This window comes from Synechococcus sp. W55.2, assembly GCF_047461635.1.
In the GTDB taxonomy this organism is placed as follows: Bacteria; Cyanobacteriota; Cyanobacteriia; order Thermostichales; family Thermostichaceae; genus Thermostichus.
On record NZ_JANSHM010000073.1, the window covers coordinates 1 to 14,175 of the forward strand.

The 14,175-nt window shown below is 59.2% G+C and carries 12 protein-coding genes and 1 tRNA gene; 7 read left to right on the forward strand and 6 right to left on the reverse strand.

The features are described from left to right. Positions 1-147 precede the first annotated feature (147 nt). Together trmB and NW828_RS12080 are read left to right on the forward strand one after the other, a co-directional pair. The gene (trmB, locus tag NW828_RS12075) at positions 148-867 is read left to right on the forward strand and encodes a tRNA (guanosine(46)-N7)-methyltransferase TrmB (RefSeq protein WP_414384133.1); all 720 of its coding nucleotides are present in this window, start codon (positions 148-150) and stop codon (positions 865-867) included. A 98-nt stretch (positions 868-965) separates the two neighbouring features. After that, positions 966-2,573 (forward strand): lysostaphin resistance A-like protein, encoded by a 1,608-nt coding sequence (locus tag NW828_RS12080; RefSeq protein WP_414384135.1) that lies wholly within the window; start codon positions 966-968, stop codon positions 2,571-2,573. 12 nt (positions 2,574-2,585) lie between these two features. Here NW828_RS12080 and NW828_RS12085 read toward each other — a convergent pair whose 3' ends face one another. The 3 genes from NW828_RS12085 to NW828_RS12095 all read right to left on the reverse strand — a co-directional run bounded on the left by NW828_RS12085 (position 2,586) and on the right by NW828_RS12095 (position 5,493). Then, positions 2,586-3,647 carry a J domain-containing protein gene (locus NW828_RS12085; RefSeq protein WP_414384137.1) on the reverse strand — a complete coding sequence of 354 codons (1,062 nt, stop codon included), beginning with the start codon at positions 3,645-3,647 and terminating at the stop codon, positions 2,586-2,588. Beyond that, positions 3,605-4,462, reverse strand: coding sequence for an ABC transporter substrate-binding protein (locus tag NW828_RS12090; protein ID WP_414384139.1), 858 nt, complete (start codon positions 4,460-4,462; stop codon positions 3,605-3,607). The genes NW828_RS12085 and NW828_RS12090 overlap by 43 nt, the downstream gene beginning before the upstream one ends. A gap of 158 nt (positions 4,463-4,620) precedes the next feature. Continuing rightward, positions 4,621-5,493 carry an inositol monophosphatase family protein gene (locus NW828_RS12095; protein WP_414384140.1) on the reverse strand — a complete coding sequence of 291 codons (873 nt, stop codon included), beginning with the start codon at positions 5,491-5,493 and terminating at the stop codon, positions 4,621-4,623. A 272-nt stretch (positions 5,494-5,765) separates the two neighbouring features. Between NW828_RS12095 and NW828_RS12100 the strand changes: the two genes are divergently transcribed. The 3 genes from NW828_RS12100 to NW828_RS12110 all read left to right on the forward strand — a co-directional run bounded on the left by NW828_RS12100 (position 5,766) and on the right by NW828_RS12110 (position 8,175). Continuing rightward, positions 5,766-6,347, forward strand: coding sequence for an FHA domain-containing protein (locus NW828_RS12100; RefSeq protein ID WP_414384142.1), 582 nt, complete (start codon positions 5,766-5,768; stop codon positions 6,345-6,347). A 52-nt stretch (positions 6,348-6,399) separates the two neighbouring features. Continuing rightward, positions 6,400-6,471, forward strand: a tRNA-Gln gene (locus NW828_RS12105). A 228-nt stretch (positions 6,472-6,699) separates the two neighbouring features. Beyond that, the gene (locus NW828_RS12110) at positions 6,700-8,175 is read left to right on the forward strand and encodes a cobyric acid synthase (protein WP_414384148.1); all 1,476 of its coding nucleotides are present in this window, start codon (positions 6,700-6,702) and stop codon (positions 8,173-8,175) included. Between the two features lie 150 nt (positions 8,176-8,325). Here NW828_RS12110 and NW828_RS12115 read toward each other — a convergent pair whose 3' ends face one another. Continuing rightward, the gene (locus NW828_RS12115) at positions 8,326-9,636 is read right to left on the reverse strand and encodes a (Fe-S)-binding protein (protein ID WP_414384144.1); all 1,311 of its coding nucleotides are present in this window, start codon (positions 9,634-9,636) and stop codon (positions 8,326-8,328) included. A gap of 255 nt (positions 9,637-9,891) precedes the next feature. Here NW828_RS12115 and NW828_RS12120 point away from each other — a divergent pair, with 255 nt between their 5' ends. After that, entirely contained in the window at positions 9,892-10,212 is a 321-nt protein-coding gene (locus tag NW828_RS12120; RefSeq protein ID WP_414331146.1) for a hypothetical protein, read from the forward strand. Between the two features lie 13 nt (positions 10,213-10,225). Here NW828_RS12120 and NW828_RS12125 read toward each other — a convergent pair whose 3' ends face one another. Continuing rightward, positions 10,226-12,106 carry an AMP-dependent synthetase/ligase gene (locus tag NW828_RS12125; protein WP_414384146.1) on the reverse strand — a complete coding sequence of 627 codons (1,881 nt, stop codon included), beginning with the start codon at positions 12,104-12,106 and terminating at the stop codon, positions 10,226-10,228. Between the two features lie 510 nt (positions 12,107-12,616). Here NW828_RS12125 and NW828_RS12130 point away from each other — a divergent pair. Beyond that, a complete protein-coding gene (locus NW828_RS12130; protein WP_011433763.1) occupies positions 12,617-13,351 on the forward strand; it encodes a protein-L-isoaspartate(D-aspartate) O-methyltransferase in 735 nt (244 codons plus the stop codon). Here the strand turns inward: NW828_RS12130 and NW828_RS12135 are convergent. Next, a complete protein-coding gene (locus tag NW828_RS12135) occupies positions 13,348-14,088 on the reverse strand; it encodes a glycerophosphodiester phosphodiesterase (protein ID WP_414332228.1) in 741 nt (246 codons plus the stop codon). The genes NW828_RS12130 and NW828_RS12135 overlap by 4 nt on opposite strands. Between the last annotated feature and the right edge of the window lie 87 nt (positions 14,089-14,175).

Here is a 14,175-nt window from a genome sequence, read left to right on the forward strand (position 1 = left end):
CAAACTTGGGGCTGCCGTAAACCAGCCTAGAGGTCCGTGGTTGGCTTGCCAACTGCAGGGCTACCGAAAGCCCGCCCTGTACTGCGAAGTAGTCAGGGTCGGGTAGTTTACTGGGCGAGGGCCGCAGCTGGCGGCAGGAGGTGGTCTATGGAAGCAGAGGTGCAACAGGGGCAGCAATCGCCTGAGGGCCAACTGGAGAAGCGCCCCCCTTCTCCGCCTTGGGCCGGGATCCCCTTACAGAGGGGCCTCGGTCACCGGGTACGGCAGCACGTCAATCCCCTGCAGGCGCAGTATCAGCAGCCCACCCCCCCACCCCATTGGGAACGGGTATACCGACGGCTGGGGCAGCCCTTTCATCTGGATATCGGCACAGGGAGCGGACGATTTCTGCTGCGCCTCGCTCAGGAGCAGCCCGACTGGAACTTCCTAGGGGTAGAGATTCGGCAGGCGCTGGTGGAGCGGGCCAATGCCTGGCGGGATGAGCTGGGGCTGGATAACGTCCATTTTCTGTTTGCCAACATCAATGTCTCTTTGCAGCATCTGTTTGCGCCGGGGGATCTCAGCCGGGTGACCATCCTATTTCCGGATCCCTGGTTCAAAAAGCGCCATCACAAACGGCGGATCGTCCAGCCCCAACTGGTGGCGGATCTGGCTCTGCTGCTGCGACCGGGCAGCCCCGTCTTCCTGCAATCGGATATCCAAGAGGTGGCCGAAGAAATGGCGGCTCGATTTTTAGAGCATCCGCAGTTTTGGGATCCCCACCAGGGGCCTTTGGACTCCAATCCCCTCGGCATCCCCACGGAGCGGGAGTGGCACTGCCTACAACTGGGCCTGCCCATCTATCGCTATTGGCTGGAGCGACGGTGACAACAGGACAAATCCGTAATGCAGTAATAACAACTCCATTCCGCCAAGACAATACAGAAGATAGGATATAACCCGCTTGAGTTGGATCCGTCGCCGCAATGTCTCACCCTGAAGCCACGGCCTTTGCCGACCCCTCTTCTGCTCGGCTTTCTGTTCGCCGTGGGATCCTCAACCTGCTGAGCCTATTGGCCATTGTGATTGTCGGGCTTTCTCTTTCCAGCAGTTGGTTTCAGCCGCCGCCCCAAACGCAGTTAGATTTGTTGCAAACCGATCTCGCCCTGCAGGCTTCCCGCACCCTCGATGATCCCCGCTATCAGGATCTGGCACGGGCGCTTTTGGGCCAGGATGTGTTCAAGGTGGCCCAAAATCGCTATCAGCAGACCGCCGATAACTACACCGAACGCCTGAAACGTTTGAAACGGCTGGCCCGTTTAACTCCTGCTGGCGAATCTGAGGCGGCCAGCCCAGAACTGGCCCAATCTCCAGAGGTGGATCCCGCCCTTTTGGCCTCCATGCAAGATTTGCAGACGGAGCTGGATGCACTGTGGCTGCGCCTTGGCTTGCTCTATGCCTACCAAGAAGATCTGGAGGCCGCTCAGCAGCAATGGCAGCAGATCATCGACCTGGAACGTCCCAAAGTGCTCCGCGCCGCTGGCGCGATGGAGGTGGAATCGAGTCAAAAGAGAGCAGCCCAGGTTCTACAGGGACTGTGGGGAACACCGCGGCGCATCTTGCCAGAGGCGGAGGTGCAGATTCGCAATCATCTGGATGGTTGGTTTGAGGCGGTGGCTCTGCAACAGCTTTACCGACTGCAGCAGCGCAGCGATAGCCTAAATGCCCTCAACCAACAGCAGGAAAAATTGGCCTTGGCGGCTCTATTTCGACTGGCGGTGGTGGGCGGGATCCCCGTGCTGGGGGCACTGCTGGGGTTGATGCTCTTGTTGGGCTGGCTGGGCTGGAGCCTTTGGCGCAAACGTCCGCTCCTGGGCCCTGCTTGGGAAGTGCCTTGGCCGGGGATCGGGGCGCAAGCGGTGCTGACCGGCTGGTTTTTGGGGTTTATTGCCCTCAACGCTTTGGTGCCTCGACTTTACATCATCATTCTCCGCCTGGGGGCAGAGCAGCTCAGCCCTTGGCACCAGGCGGTGGCCCTGTTTCTCACCTACAACTCCGGCGCTGTGCTGGGGGCGGGGTTGTTGTACCGTCTCTTGCACACCTACCCCGGCTGGCAGAGGGTGCTGCAGGTGCGGTTGTGGGACCCTTGGCTGCTGTGGGGCCTGTGTGGCTACTGGGTGGCCTTGCCTTTGGTGGTGCTGGCAGCGGCGCTGTCGCAGTTGCTGCTGCCGCAGGCAGGGGGTGGGAACCCTATTCTGCCTCTGCTGCTGGACAGCCATGGCTGGGGGGCGCGGTTGGTGTTTTTGGCCGTGGTGTCTGTCTGTGCCCCTGTTTTTGAGGAGGTGCTGTTCCGGGGCTTTTGGCTGCCCACCCTAAGCCGCCACCTGCCTATGGGGGCCGCCATTGTGCTCAGCGCCTTTACCTTTGCCCTTGCCCACCTCAACCTCTCTGATCTGCTGCCTCTGACCATGCTGGGGGTGGTGCTGGGGGTGGTGTACAGCCACAGCCGCAACCTGCTGGCTCCCATCCTGCTGCACAGCCTCTGGAATACGGGATCCCTGGTCACGCTGCTGGTGCTAGGGGGTGCGCGTTAAGGGGGGCTCTGCCTACTTTTTCCTGCCGAAGAGGCGGCTCCAGAACCCGCCGTTGTCCTCCTTACGGGGAGGTGGCACCACTTTCTGAGCCTGTGACGTTTGACGGCTGGCCACTCGCGTTGGCGGGACGGAGTCCTTGGGGACGGGAACGGGCTGTTGAGTGGTGACTTGCTGCATCCAACGGCGCACTTCTGCCATCAACTCGGCGTTGGCAGGTTCTAGGCGACTGGCTTGCATAAAGTCTGCTTTGGCCATGCCGGTATTCCCCTGCTTCAGGTGGGCAATGCCCCGGTGCAGGTAGTAGCGGGCCACGTTGGGCTCAGCGCTGATGGCAAAGTTCAGATACTGCACCGCATCCCGGTATTGCTTGCGCTCGATCATGTCCAAGGCTTGGATAAAGCGGGTTTCCCCAGGGCTGAGCTTGGGAGCCGGAGGTGGGGTGGGAACGGGCTGAACAGGGGGACGGCTGGGCGGAGCAACGACGGGGGAGGCTGGGATCCCACCCACAGTGGTACGGCTGGGGGAAGGGGTTGGGATCCCGGTCGCGGTAGTGGTTCTAGAGGCAGGGGCTAGGCTCCCCTGGTAGCCGGCTTTGAGCAACAAATAGGCCAGGTTCAGCTCGCTCAACTGCTCGGTTTTCTCCAGCAGGGTTTCCATGGAGCTGTATTGCTCTTTGGCCAGCTTCTCCACCCGTCTGACATACTCTTCCTGCCAATGGGGGTGCTCGGCCAAGCCCTTGACGGCTTCCCCAGAGGGCCAAAGATCCGGGGGGGGCGTCTCCAAAAGGCGTTTGATCCGCATTTTGAGCACCGTTTCATATTCCCCTCGCTCCCGCTCTTTGGTCAGCACTTCGTTGGCCGGGTTGACCAGCTTGGCAAAGAGGATGTTGGCGCGCTCTGCACCTTCGGGATCCCCCACAAACCGATCCGGGTGGAGGGCCTTGGCCGCCTGCAGGTAGCCGCGCCGGATCCCCTTGGAGTCGGCGGTAAGGGGCACGCCTAAGATGGCGAAATGGTCGGTCTCGTAGCGGGCTAGTCCTCGGTTGAGGCGGGGGACATTAGAGTTGGATCCCATAGTTGCCACTTCTCTAAAATCTGCTGCAAGGTTCCGTTTTCGATCAGGCTGGAAATCGCCCCATCCACAGCTTCCTTCAGGGAAGGATGCTGAGAGGATACTACTCCCACCAGAGGCATGGGGAACAGGGGCGGCCCCACCAGGCGCAGCCGGGATCCAGCTTGGCGCAGGTTTAGGGCGGCAACAGGCTGATCGACCAGCACAGCATCCAACTGGCCAGCCTGTAGCTGAGCAAACAAGCGCTCAGGGTTGCTGGTGGCAAAGAGACGAATGGCGTTGCCCCTCCTCTCGTTATACGCCTCCAGTAGGGCTGCCCCTGTACTATTGACTACGATGCCCACTTTGCGGCCAAATAATTGCGACAGTGTCTCGATGGCCGGTTCCTCTGGCCCGGAGGCGGGGAAGGGATCCCGTACCACCAAGCGCTGCGGGCTGAGATAGTAGGGCCGGGTGGCCAGAAACTGCTCCGGATCCAAGCCCAAAGCTTCCCGCGCCCCCCAGATCAAGTCCACCTCATCCGCTTGCAAAGCTGCCAACTGTTCGCTCCAGGCCACATAGATGGGATCCACCTGCACCTGAAGGATTTGGGCCAACGCCTCCAGGATATCCCACTCGAAGCCGGCGTAGGTTTGTCGCTCCAAGTCGGTGTAGAGATAAGCCGGCCCCAAACTGGGATCCAAGCCAACTCGAATGCGCCCCCGAGCTTGGATCTCAGTCCAACGGGAATCAGGGGGCTGTGCCTGCTCGGTGGGGGCGACTTTCCCTTGTGCCGGCTGAGGGTAACCGGGGCCAGCAGTGGCAACCCCAAGGGCCATCGCTCCCAAGAGGAGAGCCAGGCCGAACTGTGCCGCCCGGCAGCGATGTCGCTGTTTTCCGGGGAGTCCGCTAACCCATCTCCTATCTACCCTGCCCAACATAGGGTTCTTGGAATCTTCTTGATTATTCCTCGATTATTCGTCAGCTACTTCTGTCTTCAATTCAACTCAACTGGGGAGCTTTCCCGGTTCTGATAGGCTGGGCGTGGATCCCGCCGCATGGGAAAGGAGACCGGCAAAGGCTGTACTTGGGCCAATTCTTCTTGCAGAGCAGCGTGTAACCAGCCATTGCTGGCCAACAGTCGGCCACTGTAAACGTCCACCGGGCTGCCATCATAAGCGGTCACCTTGCCGCCTGCCTCCCGCACCAGAACGATCCCTGCGGCAATGTCCCAAGGGGAGAGGCCCCGCTCCCAGTAGCCATCCAACTGACCGGTGGCCACATAGGCCAAATCCAGAGCTGCAGATCCGCCCCGCCGCACTCCTTGGGTGAGATGGGTAAAGTGGCAAAACTCGGCGTAGTTGTTGTCGGGGGTTTCGCGACGATCATAGGCAAAGCCGGTCACCAGCAAGCTCCGAGACAATTCAGCCGTTGTGGAGACTCGAATGGGTTGGCGGTTGCGGGTAGCCCCCATCCCTTGGACGGCACGAAACAGATCCCCGCGAAAAACGTCACAAACAACCCCCAAAACCGGCTCCCGCCCCTGCAGCAAACCGATGGAGACGGCGGCAAAAGGGTAGCCATGGGCAAAGTTGGTGGTGCCATCCAGGGGATCGATCATCCAAGCGTAGGCGCCCTCCGGGGATCCCTGCTGGCCTGATTCCTCGGTCAAGATGACATCTTCGGGGAAGTGCCGCCTCAAGATTTTCAAGATGAGATCCTCGGAAGCGCGATCCGCCGCCGTCACCAAGTCGCCCGGACGTTTCTCCTCAATGGCAAGGGTGCCCCCCACATAACTGCGCAGCAAAGCTCCTGCCTCCAGGGCAGCTTCTGTGGCCACATCCAACCGACGCAGCAGGGCCTCCGTCACACCCTCACCTCAAGGTTAAAAACCTGCTACTCAGAATAGCCCGCCTGAGGCTGTGGCTCCCAAGGGATCCCTGAAAGCCAAAATAGGCCCGACCCAAACCCAATTTTTTGGGAAAGGGGGTATCTCCAAGACTGCCTATAGTGTATAGTACAGTACACGAAAGCTTGTGGTTTTCCGCCAGATTGCCAAGACCAGGGTTTCTTTGAAAACAGCAGGGTTTTGGGGAACCATAGAGTTCAGGGCGTCAGGTTTGGAAAGCCAAGCTGCTGTGAATGGCGTTGAGCGTTGAGGGGGGAAGGCCGTTGTCACATAGCTACGACGATTTCTTTACCTCCACCACGGCGGTTGGTGGGGGGGATCCTCTTGCTTCTAGCTACAGCTTTGATCTGCCAGCAGATCTGTTCGATCGAGTCCCTGAGCAGCCGGTATCCCATCCGGAGTTCACCCTGTCCATCTGCCATCCTGTCCGGCCCTGCAGCTACATCCTGCGGGAGAGTATCTACACGGTTGGACGGGATTCCTCCAACGCCATCCAGATCGTCAATCGGTTTGTCTCGCGTCACCACGCTTACCTGGTGCGGGTGCCCACCAAGTCCAACCGGACAGGGTTTACCTATTGCCTGATCGACGGCAACCGCAAGGGCCAGTCCAGTACCAATGGGGTGTTTGTCAACGGCACGCGGGTGGCTACTCACTACCTGAGGAGCGGAGATGTCATCTATTTCGGGCCGGAGATCCGCGCCTATTTCTTTGAGGTAGCCCGCACTCTCCCTGTGAACCCCTTTGACATCGGCCCTGGCCTTGGCGAAGAGCTTCAGCTTCCCCACGACATAGGAAGCCACCGCAACCGTTGACAGATCTAAAGCTGCATCGCTAAATTAATTAAACCGGTTAAGCAATGTGAATTGGGGCATCGCCAAGCGGTAAGGCAGCGGGTTTTGGTCCCGCCATTCGGTGGTTCGAATCCATCTGCCCCAGCTTAAAATCCAACCGAGAGCACAAAGGCGCAAGCCCTTGGGATCCCGTGCAGACCGGAGGGTGCGGCTCTGGGCATCAGCAGGGCGCGTTGCTCTGGGGAACTGAGGAATCATGGGGTCGCCTTTGCCAACGGAGGCCCTGGCTTGGCAGGACTGGCCGCGGAGAGAATGGCAACAACCAGAAACCAAGGGTGAGGGATCCGGGGTGAGCTGTTCAGGTCGATCCTTGATGGTGGTGGGAACTTCTTCCCATGTGGGCAAAACCCTTTTGGTGACAGCCCTCTGTCGCATTCTCAAGAAAGCGGGAAAAAGGGTCGCCCCCTTCAAAGCTCAGAATATGTCCCTCAACGCCTATGTCACCCCAGAGGGCAAAGAGATCGCCTACGCGCAGGCTCTGCAAGCTTGGGCTGCCGGGATTCCCCCTGCGGTGGAGATGAACCCAATCCTTCTGAAGCCCCAGGGCAACCTGACTTCCCAGATCGTCTTGAACGGAGTGGCGGTGGGCACCTACCGCGCCGGAGAGTATTACGAGCGCTGGTTTGCGCCGGCCTGGCAAGCGGTCAAAGAAGCCCTTGCTCGCCTACAACAGCAGTACGACTGGATCCTTTGCGAGGGGGCAGGTAGCCCAGCAGAGGTGAACCTCAAACATCGGGACTTGGCAAATATGCGGGTTGCCTTGCATTTGGGATCCCCCACTTGGCTGGTGGCAGACATCGACCGAGGTGGGGCGCTGGCCCATGTGGTGGGCACGCTCCAACTGCTGGAACCCGAAGAGCGGGCCTTGATCCGGGGCATTGTCTTCAACAAGTTTCGCGGCTCGCGGGAATTGTTGCAGCCTGGCCTGGACTGGCTGGAAAACTACACCGGGATCCCCGTCGTTGGTGTCTTGCCTTGGGTGGACTGGGTTCTGCCCCAAGAGGATTCGATGGGAATTGCAGCCAACCCCCTGCTTTGGGAAGATCGCCGCGACCGGGCCGGTGGCCAAGCCCTGAGGGAAGGGCGCCTGGAGATTGCTGTGGTGCGTTTGCCCCAGGTGGCCAATTTCTCGGATTTTGACCCCTTGTTGGCGGAGCCCACCGTCCATCTGCGCTGGGTTCACCCCGGCCAAAGTTTGGGATCCCCGGATGTGGTCATCCTGCCCGGCAGCAAAACCACCCTCAACGATCTGTTCGCGTTGCAAAAGACCGGCTTGGCCGAGCAACTGCGCCAATACTCCGGCCATATCGTCGGCATTTGCGGCGGACTGCAAATGTTGGGAGAAACCATCTCCGATCCCGAAGGCTGGGAGGGGATCGCCGGCACCTACTCGGGGTTGGGCTTTCTCCCTTTGACCACCGTTTTACAGCCCACCAAGGTCACCCAGCAGGTGCAGACCCAAAGCCGATGGCCTGCCCTGGCCCCTATCCAGGGGTACGAAATTCATCAGGGATCCACCCAGGCGGATCCCTCTGGCTGCCTGCCGCTGTTCGAGCAAGAGAACCTGGGCTGGCGGGATCCCACGGGTCGGATTTGGGGCAGCTATCTGCATGGCCTGTTTGACAACCACCTGTGGCGGCGACAATGGCTGAACTGGCTGCGCCGACAAAAAGGCTGGGATCCCTTGCCGGATCTGGAGGGCCACTATGCTCAGCAGCGGGAGCAATTGCTGGAGCGCCTGGCCGATCTGTGGCAGCCTCACCTGGACTTGGGCCTGTTGATGGAATAGCCCATCGGCGATGGGGGAGAGAAGTGGGGTGGGAGGCTATGTTGCGCCAGGTTACGCCAGCGCGACCGGAAATCCAGGATCCACTCAACCGGTTGCCTCGGCTACCTCTGCCTGACCCGAAGAAGTCCCTGTAGCTTGTTCGCGAAAGCGTCACGCAGCGGTAAGGGCGCGATCCAACAATTCCATCGGGTGATAGATGGGGATCCCGGCTTTGCCCTGTAGGCGCAGATGTTTCTGGATTTGTAGGCGGCAGCCGATATTGGCAGAGACAATCCCCTGAGCACCGGTGTTAAGCAAGTTCTTTACCTTCTGGGATCCCAGCTCATCCGCCACCTGGGGTTGCAACAGGTTGTAGACGCCGGAGCTACCACAGCAGAGGGCCGCATCGACGGGATCCCGCAGCTCCAGCCCCGGGATTTGCCGCAACAGGTGTCGAGGTTCCTGGCTGAGCTGCTGCCCATGCAGCATGTGACAGGCATCCTGGTAGACCAGCACCAGGGGTTCCGGCTGCAGCGGGTGTAGGGGAGCCGTTAACCCCACCTGAGCGAGAAACTCCTGAATATCCCTGACTTGAGTGGCAAATCGGGCTGCTTTCTCCTTGTAGTCGGGATCCCTGGCCAATAGGTGGCCATAGTCTTTCAGGGTATGTCCGCAGCCGGAAGCGGTGATCAGAATGGCATCTAACTCACAATTGGCAAAGGCATCGATCATCTGGCGGGCCAGGGTTTCCGCCTGCTGCAGTTGCCCTTGATGGTGGGGCAAGGCCGCACAACAGCCCTGGACAGGCGGGATCACCACCTCACAGCCGTTGTGGGTCAAGACGCGAATGCTGGCCTCATTCACCTGCGGGGCAAACAGGCGCTGCACGCAGCCCAAAATGAGTCCCACCCGAAAACGGCGTTCTCCCACCGCCGGGATCCGCTCAGGGTAACGCTTGGGCAGCAGTTGCTCCACCTCCAGGGGGGGCATCAGGGATTCCATGGCCGCCAAACGCGGGGAGACCTTTTCCAGACCCTTTCGGATCCAAGCGCCGATCCCCATTTTTTGGTACAGCCAGAGAGGCCACAGCAGCGGTTGCAGCCGCTCCGGGTAAGGAAACACCGAGAAGATGAACTGGCGGTAAAGCCGATCCCAAAAACTGCGGGAGTAGTTGCGCTCAATCTGCGGGCGGGTGGCGGCAATTAAGCGGTCATATTGCACCCCCGATGGACAGGCCGTAACACAGGCCAAACAGCCCAAACAACTGTCGAAGTGGGAAACCGTAGCCGCAGAAAGGGCGATCTGCCCCTGGTTGAGGGCATCCATCTGATAGATCCGCCCCCGCGGCGAGTCCGTCTCTTTGCCGATTACACGGTAGCTGGGGCAGGTGGTCAGGCAAAACCCGCAATGCACGCAGGCATCGATCAGCTTGGGATCCGGGGGATCCACGCCGTCAAAACTTGGCCCTTTGGATACGTTCATCGGCCTCTAGCTCTCAGCACAAAAGCCTGCTGTACAGACTCAATCTTGCCTTTTGGCTTGTTTTGGGGTTTTGGAGGTGCCCCCGTTTCCTGCATCTTAATCCGGGAACAAAGCGGCTGAGGCGTTCTATCCAGATCCAGACGCTCCTTTCGTCCGTACTACCCTGAAGAAGGGACTCCCCGGACGGATTCCCTCTCAATCGATCCCTCGTTAACCCTCTTCGAGTTGTCTGTGCTCTGCACAGCACGGAGTGCTATGAAAGTGCAACACCTCTTCACCTCAGCTCTTGTGGGCGCAGCCCTCTCCAGTTTGAGCCTGCCCACCGCCGCTCTGGCCCAAGCCAACCTGCGGGAACTCCCTCCAGACCTGGCAGAACAGCTAACCACAGAGCAAATTTTGCAAGCCTGCGCCAACAACCAAGCAGATACTTTGCCCAGCCCTTTCCCGGATGTGGTGCCAAGCGATTGGGCCTACAAGGCAGTGCTTACCCTCTACTACTGTGGAGCCTACCGAGGGGCCATTCCACCGGAGCAATTCCGGCGCTACTTGGAGCAACAACGGGGATCCCAAACTTAGGTGGGCCTGCACCTCAAGCCGGATACATCTCCTGGATGAGGTGGGCATAGCGCTCAGCCACCGGGTTGCGCTTGATCTTCAGGGTCTGGGTCATAAGGCCGTTTTCCACGCTCAGCGGCTCCGGCAAGAAGCGAAAGTCGCTGACCTGCTCGTCGGGCCGGTAGCCAGGGCGTTCTTGGATGCGGCGGCGCACCTCCTGCAAAATCAAGGTGCGGGTCTGGGGCTGGGCCAGCAGCTCGGCATCCTCAGCCGGGATCCCTTGCTCGGCAGCCCAGGCTTTGAGGGCATCGAGGTTGGGGTAGATGAGGGCAGCCAATTTCTTTTGGTCTTGCCCGACGATCACGATCTGACTGATGTAAGGAGACTGCAGACAAGCATCTTCCAGCGGCTGGGGCTCGATGTTCTCCCCATTGAGTAGGACAATGACATCCTTGGCTCTGCCGGTGATCACCAGTTGCCCGTCGGGGGTGAGCCAGCCCAGATCCCCGGTTTCAAACCAGCCGTCGGAGCTGAGCACCTTGGCAGTGGCTTCTGGGTTGTTGTAGTAGCCCATCATCACCTGCGGGCCACGGGCCAGGATCAACCCTTTTTCTTGTGGCGGCAGCGGCTGTCGAGTTTCAGGATCCACAATGCGAAACTCCGTCCCCGGCAGAGGGGGGCCAGCCGTACCGCGCACATTGTTGTCTGGACGCCGCGCGCACAACACCGGCGAAGTTTCGGTGAGGCCGTAGCCATTCAAGATGGAAATGCCCACCACCTCGTAGAACAGATCCAAGTAGGCAGGCAGGGATCCACCGCCGCTGATGGCATGTTGAAAATTGGGGCCCAACGCCCGTCGTACCTTGCGGTAGATCAGCACATCGGCCAATCGGTGCAGGGGCCAGAGCAGCCAATGTTGCAGGCGAGCCTGCAGGCGCACCCAGGGGCTGACTCCGTAATGCAAAATCGACTGGTTGCGGGCTATCCGTCCAGAGAGCACATACCTCTCACTCACGGCCATCAGAGCGCGGATCAGCCGCTGCATCAGGGGGCTTTTCTCTTTGAATTGCCGTTGGATCCCTTCATAAACGGTTTCCCAAATCCGCGGCACTGCCACCAGAAAATGGGGGTGCTCCTGTTGGAAATCTTGTTTGATAAAGCGAGGGCTGGTATAGACCAGCATGCAGGCACGGCTGAGGAGAAAATACTCGCAAGCCCGCTCATAAGAGTGCCAAGTGGGCAGAATGGTCAACACCTTATTCCCCGGTTGTGGCTGTACGACCACGCCCAAGTTCTCCACCTGGTGCATCAGGTTGCCGTGGCTGAGCATCACCCCCTTGGGCCGACCGGAGGTGCCGGAGGTGTAGATGATGGTGGCCAGTTGGGATCGCTCCAGCTTTGGGGGTTGGTAGGTGTGTTCCCGACCCTTTTGCAGCCATTGGGAAAAGTTCAGCACCCCTGCTTCCTGCTCATCGGAAAGCAACAGCAGCCGTTCCAGGCCCAGCTCCTGCACATCCGGCCGGATCCGCCTCAGGGTCTTCAGATCCTGAGCAATCAGGGCCGTGCTACCGGAGTGGCGCAAGATGTAGCCCAGCTCACTGGGATCCGCCACAGCGCTGCGGGGCACATTCACAGCTCCCGTGAACATCGTGGCCAGATCGGCCATCAGCCAGCGGGGGGAGTTATCGGCAAAAATGGCCACCCGATCCCCCGGGCAAATGCCCAAAGCCTGCAGGCCAGCCGCCAGGGTTTGAATGCGGCGAAACAGCTCTCCATAAGACATCTCGAAAACTGGCTGCGCGTGGGGATCCCGTAGGGCAACCTGACCGGCAAACTCTTCGGCCAGCACTTGCCAAACGTTCAGCAGCGTCGTCTCAGGGGCAGTGGGAGTAGCAGAAGCGGCAGCAGTTGCCATAGATCTGTACCGTAAATTACGTTTACAGTCTATTAAACCCAGCCTCTCTCCCCAGGTGTCGCTAGGACAGTTCCCAGCCTGTCACCCCATTCACCATCTTCCCCTTGCGGGGAAAGAGTAGGGATCAACACTATAAAATCTTGCGCTGGCAGAACCAGGGTGGTGATTGCTCGCCCCGGCAGATTGCGCACAAAACTTTACAATTTTGATCAAACCGGATCCCATATCTCCCATGGGGATCCCGGCTGTAAGCTTCATGTAAACTACCCGACACCGACCGCTAGGCGGTACGAAGCGGGCTTTTAGTAGCCCTGCAGTTAGCAAGCCAACCGCGAGCCTCTGGGGTGGTTTACTGCACCCCCAATCGACCGTTACCAGTGCCCTAAACAGCTGTTTCTGGTGTCCGCAGTACCATTATAGCATTCCTCCCGACACTGACCCTACGGGTACCGTACGGGGCTCCTGCGATTTCTAGCTGAGCAGCTCATCGTTTCTGGAGGTTGTGTATCGGTGATCAACCCATTCTCATCCTTCCGGTGGAGACATTCTTCTCGCTCTCCAGCTGGGATCCCAGAAGTTGAACCTCAGCCCCCAGACGCTTCCGATCCTTTTGCTTCCCAACGGGAGCAGATGGTCAAGAAACAGCTCATCAAACGAGGGATCCGAGATCCACGGGTACTGGAAGCCATGGGAAAAGTGCCGCGTCACCTTTTTGTCCCCTCTGATCTGCGGGATCGGGCCTACAGGGATTGCCCTCTGCCCATCGGCTATGGCCAGACCATTTCTCAGCCCTATATTGTTGCTTTTATGACAGAAGCTGCTCGCCTCACGCCTGAATCGGTGGTGTTGGAAATTGGCACCGGCTCCGGCTATCAGGCGGCTGTTTTGGCAGAGCTGGCCCGGCAAGTGTATAGCCTGGAGCGTCTGTCCCCATTGGCTGCTCAAGCTCAACAAACCCTCGCTGCCCTGGGCTATCGCAACGTGGAAGTGCGTCAGGGGGATGGCTACCAAGGTTGGCCAGAGCATGCTCCCTACGATGCCATTCTGGTGACGGCAGCGCCCCCAACTGTGCCCATGGTGCTGCTGGATCAACTGGCGGTGGGGGGCACCTTGGTGGTGCCGGTGGGAGAAAGCCCTTCGGACTCCGGTGCCCAGGGATCCCAGTCCTTGCTGATCCTCTGCAAAACAGCCCAAGGATGGGTTCAAAAAGGGGCTTTTCCGGTGCAGTTTGTGCCCATGGTCTAGGGTTTTGCCCCCTCTACTCCTGCCAAAAGGTGGGCGCGAATTTGCAAAGCCAATTGGGGACGGTCGGTAATCAACCCTTGAACAACGGGATTTTGTCCTACTGAGCCGGCAAATGGCTGCAAACACAACTTCATCACTTCAGGATCGTTCACCGTCCAAACGTACAGAGGGATCCCGGCCTGTTCAGCTTCAGCCAAGAACTGCAAGTTCACCCAACTGTAGTGGGGGGCCAGAAAATCCGCTCCCAACTCCCGGCAACGGGTAAGTAAAGATCCCTTGGCTTGCTCCTCAGCCTTTGCCTCGATCAACAGGCCAACCTTGGGTTGCGGGGACAAAAGCGTTTTAACCCGCTGCACCACCTGAGGCAAAAAAGAGGTGATCACAAATTCTTCGGGGGTCAAAATATCGCTAACGAGGGCAAGGACTTGTTCCTCATAGCCTGCTTCTTTGAGTTCGATATCGAGGGTGATTTTGCCCTTGATATGTGACAGGGTCTCTTCAAGAGTGGGAATCGTGGGTTTGCGGGCCCGAATCTCGGCCCAAGTTAATGCGGCCAAAGGCTGTCCATCCAAATCGGCATCGTGAACAACCAGTGGGATCCCATCTCGGCTACAGCGCACATCCAGCTCAATTTGCTCGGCCCCCACCTCAATAGCGGCAGCAAAAGCGGCCAACGTGTTTTCCTCGGCGTGGGTGTGCTCCCCACGGTGGGCGACGATCTGGGTGTAGGGGAGCATGTCAGCACCTGTAAACTACCCGACACCAACCGCTAGGCGGTACGGAGCGGGCTTTTAGTAGCCCTGCAGTTAGCAAGCCAACCACGA

What these genes read in the sequence shown, in the direction of transcription:
- trmB (WP_414384133.1), top strand. Translation starts at nt 148, where the DNA reads ATGGAAGCAGAGGTGCAACAGGGGCAGCAATCGCCTGAGGGCCAACTG.
- NW828_RS12080 (WP_414384135.1), top strand. Translation starts at nt 966, where the DNA reads ATGTCTCACCCTGAAGCCACGGCCTTTGCCGACCCCTCTTCTGCTCGG.
- NW828_RS12085 (WP_414384137.1), bottom strand. Translation starts at nt 3,647, where the DNA reads ATGGGATCCAACTCTAATGTCCCCCGCCTCAACCGAGGACTAGCCCGC.
- NW828_RS12090 (WP_414384139.1), bottom strand. Translation starts at nt 4,462, where the DNA reads ATGGCCCTTGGGGTTGCCACTGCTGGCCCCGGTTACCCTCAGCCGGCA.
- NW828_RS12100 (WP_414384142.1), top strand. Translation starts at nt 5,766, where the DNA reads ATGGCGTTGAGCGTTGAGGGGGGAAGGCCGTTGTCACATAGCTACGAC.
- NW828_RS12110 (WP_414384148.1), top strand. Translation starts at nt 6,700, where the DNA reads ATGGTGGTGGGAACTTCTTCCCATGTGGGCAAAACCCTTTTGGTGACA.
- NW828_RS12115 (WP_414384144.1), bottom strand. Translation starts at nt 9,636, where the DNA reads ATGAACGTATCCAAAGGGCCAAGTTTTGACGGCGTGGATCCCCCGGAT.
- NW828_RS12120 (WP_414331146.1), top strand. Translation starts at nt 9,892, where the DNA reads ATGAAAGTGCAACACCTCTTCACCTCAGCTCTTGTGGGCGCAGCCCTC.
- NW828_RS12125 (WP_414384146.1), bottom strand. Translation starts at nt 12,106, where the DNA reads ATGGCAACTGCTGCCGCTTCTGCTACTCCCACTGCCCCTGAGACGACG.
- NW828_RS12135 (WP_414332228.1), bottom strand. Translation starts at nt 14,088, where the DNA reads ATGCTCCCCTACACCCAGATCGTCGCCCACCGTGGGGAGCACACCCAC.